The organism is Massilia sp. CT11-108 (assembly GCF_047302915.1).
Lineage (GTDB): Bacteria > Pseudomonadota > Gammaproteobacteria > Burkholderiales > Burkholderiaceae_D > Telluria > Telluria orientalis.
The window spans coordinates 1-4,593 of sequence record NZ_JBKYMO010000442.1 but is presented as its reverse complement, the minus strand read 5'-3'; the positions used below and the strand labels follow the sequence as shown (position 1 = coordinate 4,593).

Annotated in this window: 1 protein-coding gene and 1 pseudogene; one reads left to right on the top strand and one right to left on the bottom strand. The window is 68.4% G+C overall.

What is annotated here, in order from left to right:
* Positions 1–1,198 (bottom strand): annotated as a pseudogene (locus tag ACEN88_RS24905) (hypothetical protein); the annotation flags it as partial.
* Between the two features lie 171 nt (positions 1,199–1,369).
* On the opposite strand from ACEN88_RS24905, the gene ACEN88_RS24900 reads away from it, so the two are divergent.
* Positions 1,370–4,429, top strand: a complete 3,060-nt coding sequence (locus tag ACEN88_RS24900) for a TonB-dependent receptor domain-containing protein (protein ID WP_413343994.1) — start codon at positions 1,370–1,372, stop codon at positions 4,427–4,429.
* Positions 4,430–4,593 lie beyond the last annotated feature (164 nt).

Genomic DNA, 4,593 nt, shown 5'->3' with positions numbered 1-4,593 from the left:
GCGTGGCGCGGAACCAGTCCAGCGCCCGCTGCAGGTACGCCGGACGGCCCCACAGCGCGAAGTGCGCCGTGTGCCACCAGATCATCTCCGTGTGGTGCTTGCCGTACCAGGTGGACGTCGTCAGCCCGCTTTCCTGCGGCGGAACATCGCCGCCCGCCTGGATCGCCGTCAGGTATTGCGACAGCACGACGCGCCGTTCCAGCTCGGCCGCGCGCGGGTCCGTGCTGCCGCTGAAATCGACGGCGCCGCCGCTGCGCCAGAACGCCGGCCAGTGCGCGGCGCTGCGCGCGAAGACGTCACCGGTATCCGGCGCCGGCTTATCCGGCGCATACGCGAGCGTGAAGGCGAGCACCCGCCCGGACTTCGGCCGCAGCTCGAACGTGTGCGGCGCCGGTGTCGCGATGGTCAAGGGCGTTGAGGCGCGCAGCGCCGCGCCGTAGCGATAGCCGTCGCGCGCATGCGCGAGCACGAGGGTGTCGGCCGTGCGCGTCACGATCGTCGTCGTGTGCGACGCCGGCTGCGACCAGTCCAGCGGCGGATTCTGCTTGATGCCGCCGACGTAGCCGCGCGGGAGCGCGAGCCGTACGGCCAGGCCGCGCGCGAGCAGCGTCGATTCGATGCGCACGGCGAGCGTGTCGCGGTCCGGGTCGACGGCCGTCGTCACGACGACCCGTTCGCCGTCGATGGTGTACGCGCTCGTGAGCACGCCGCGCCACAGGTCGAGGCGCTGGTCGATCGCGCCCACGTCCGCCAGCGCGAGCGGTTTGCCGTCGCGGTGCGTGTAGGCGATGGCGAGTTGTGCGAGCGGCTGCGGGTGCGGATTCTCGCGAAGCCAGGCGGCGGCCGGCACGTCCATCCGCGTCGGATAGTCCACGGTCTTGCCGTGCGCCGTGTAAGCCTTGTTCGCATCGGCGAGCTGGTACCCGTGCGGATTCGGATCTTCGTGCCACGCCCACCGTGCCTGCGTTTCGAGGCCGATGCCATTGGCGCGGTAATGGTCGGCGAAGGTCTGCAGGCCCGTCACGTCGGCGGTGAAACAGAAGCGGCCATTGCCGACGCTGAGCGGCGCCCACGGGTCGGGCGCCGCCAGGTGCGGTGAATGACGCGTGACGAGGGCCTGGCGGTCGATGCGGTCGGCCGCGTGCGCGGGCAGGACCGTCACGAGCAGGAGCAGGGCGGCGAAGGCAAAGGCGGGCATGGCGTCTCCAGGGATGCGACAGCCGATGATAACCGCCGGTTTTCGCAATTGCGATCACGTTTTTGACCAGATTTCCTTTCGGTCAGTCCACTGAGCGGTCGCCGATTGACCCTGTTCGCGGCGGCTGTCTACCATCTTTACGCCCATCGATAATCCATAAGGAAAAACGGCATGAAGACGAGACGCAAGCACAAGCGGGCCCGCGCCCACCACACCACAACGATGTCCGCGTTACTGATCGCGGCAAATCTCGGTTGCCACGCGAACGCGCAGGAAGCCGACGTATCGAAACCCGAGGAGAACAAAGTCGTCGTGACCGGCTCCCGCCTGGTCAGCCGCGGCTTCCTCGCCCCGACGCCCGTGACGACGGTCGACGCGCAGGAACTGAAATTGACCGGCACGCAGAACCTCGAGGTGATGCTGTCGGATACGCCGCAGTTCACCGCGAACCAGCTCAGCAGCCCGACGGCGAACACGGTGCAGCCGGGCCAGCCGTCCGGCACGTCCACGCTGAACCTGCGCAACCTGGGACCGACCCGCAACCTGGTGCTCGTGAACGGCCGCCGCTTCGCCATCACGGGTCCGGACTTCACCACCGACGTCAACACGATCCCCGCGGCGCTCGTGAAACGCGTGGAGACGGTGACGGGCGGTTCGTCCGCCGTGTACGGCTCGGACGCCATCTCCGGCGTCGTCAACTTCATCCTGCGCGATAACTTCGAAGGCGTGGAGATCAACGCGCAGCGGAGTATCGACCAGCTCACGCGCACGCCGAACGATTCGCTCGACCTGACCGTGGGCGGCAATTTCGGCGGCGGCAAGGGCAATGTCGTCGTCTCCGTCAACTACATGGACCGCGACGGTTTTACCCGCGGCGAGCGTGGCGGCTGGGCGCTGCCGTCGCTGGGCGATGGCTGCGTGACGGCGGCGTCCTGGTCGTCCACGCGTCCCGGCACGCCGCTCGCGGTGCCGGCGGGGCAGACCTGTGTGTCGGCGGGCGGGCGTCCGGGCCTGATCTTCAGCGGCTCGTCGAACGTGCCGACGGGACGCATCGGCAACCTGCCCGTCGTCGGTTCCGCCGCGTCGAATCCGGCCCTGAACGCGGCGCTCATCGGGGCCGGGCTGCAGAACATGTCGACCCTCGGCGCCATCTTCGACCCGGCCGGCAGGAGTGTCCGGCCATACGCGGCGCCGGGCGACGCGTACGACCTCGGCCCGCTGTCGTACATGGTCACGCCGCAGAAGCGCTGGATGAGCAATGCGTTCGCCCACTACGATTTCAGCGAGCGCGCCACGGGCTACATGGAGGCGCACTTCAGCAGTAATTCCGCGAGCGTGCAGATCGGCCCGACGAGCGCCAGCGGCAACTTCCTCTTCAATACCAACAACCCGTATCTGAGTCCGCAGATGCAGGAGGTGCTGCGCCAGCTCGACCTGCGCGAGACGGGCACGACGCGCGTCACGAACGGCACGTCGAGCCTGACCACGACGCCGGGCGACGGCCTCGCCGTGTTGAACTACAACCGCCGCTTCTCCGACCTGGGCGGACGCGTGGCGGACACGGACCACCAGGTCTACCGCATCGCGCTGGGCCTGCGCGGCAGCCTGCCGGACGTGTCGGACCGCTGGCTGCGCGACCTGAAGTACGACGTGTACTACACGAAGGCGCGCACGACGGAGACGCAGGACCAGGCGGGCTCCATCTCGCTGAGCCGCTTCCAGAACGCGATCCTGGCGCAGAACGGCGCGGCGCCCGTGCTGAACCCGTTCGGCCAGAACCTGACGGAAGCGTCGGCCAATGCGATCTCGGTGGCGTCGAAATCGAAGATCACGGCGGAGCAGAACGTCCTCGCCGGTAACGTGGCGGGCTCGCTGATGGACGTGCCGGCCGGCGCCATCGACTTCTCGACCGGCTTCGAGCGCCGCTACGCGTACAGCGCCTACAGCCCGGACGTGTTCCTGTCGTCGGGCGACGTCTCCGGCTGGAACGCGGCCCGTGCGACGAAGGGTTCGACCACGGTGAAGGAGCTGTACGGCGAGGTGCGCGTGCCGCTGCTGGCGGACAAGCCGTTCGCGAAAAGCCTGTCGGTATCGGGCGCGTTCCGCCGGTCCGATTACGACGTCGCGTCGGTCGGCAAGGTCTGGACCAGTTCCATCGGCTCGGAATGGGCGCCCACGCGCGCACTGACGTTCCGCGCGCAGAAGCAGAAATCGATCCGCGCGCCGAACGTGGGCGAATTGTTCGGCGGGCAGGGCACGAACGGCCCGATGGCCACGGACCCGTGCTCGAGCCGCGCCCCGCTGGCGCAGCAGACCCAGGCCGTGCGCGTGCTGTGCGAAGCGACGGGCGTGCCCGCCAACCTCGTGTTCGACCCGGCCGTGCAACCGTCGCCGTTCATCACGCAGGTCGTCGGCGGCAACCCGGACCTGTCGGCCGAGAAGTCGCACACCGTCACCGTCGGCGCCGTGTTCATGCCGCCATCGGTGAAAGGCCTGCAGCTGAGCGTGGACTGGTACCGCATCACCGTCGACGACGCCATCTCGACGCTGGGCGGCGGCGGCATCCAGTCCGTGCTGGACCTGTGCTACAACACGATCCGCAACGCGGCCAGTGTGTACTGCCGCGCGATCAACCGGGACCCGATCACGGGCCAGATCGCGGCGCCGACCTATGTGATGACGACGAACGCCAACATCGGCGGCATCGCGACGCGCGGCGTGGACCTCGCCGGCCACTACAATTTTACGAGGGACGGCATCCAGTGGACGCTCGATTCCAACTGGACGTACGTGAACGAGCTGACGTTCACGCCGATCCAGGACCTGCCCGAGCTGAAGAACCGCTGCGTGGGCACGTGGGGCGCCACGTGCGGCCAGCCGGTGCCGCGCTGGAAGGGTACGACGCGCGTCAGCATGAAGCGGGGACCGCTGCTGCTCTCGGCCCGCGCACGCTATACCGGCCCGGTGACGGTGGACTCGTACGCGCTGGCCGCGAACCCGCCCGCGCTGGAATCGCTGACGAATCCGAAGATCAAGTCCTATACTTGGCTGGATTTGACCGCCGGCTGGGAATTCAGCCGCATGGTCAACCTGACCGGCGGCGTGCGCAATGTGCTGGACAAGGATCCGCCGATCCTCGGTTCCGCGCAGCTGCCGGCGAATAACACGATCCCGGCCACGTACGACACGCTCGGACGCCAGCTGTTCGTGACCCTGAACGTGAAGCTGTGAAGGAGGCCCGCACGATGATGGAACGACGTACCCTGCTGCAGGCGGCGCTGCTGGCGCCGTGGCTGCTGCCCGCCGTCGCGGGTTCTCCGGGCCGCAGTCCGTAAGCCTCGGGCACGAACACCTTGTCCGGCACGGGCCACGGGTGCAGCGTGCGCGTCAGCTCG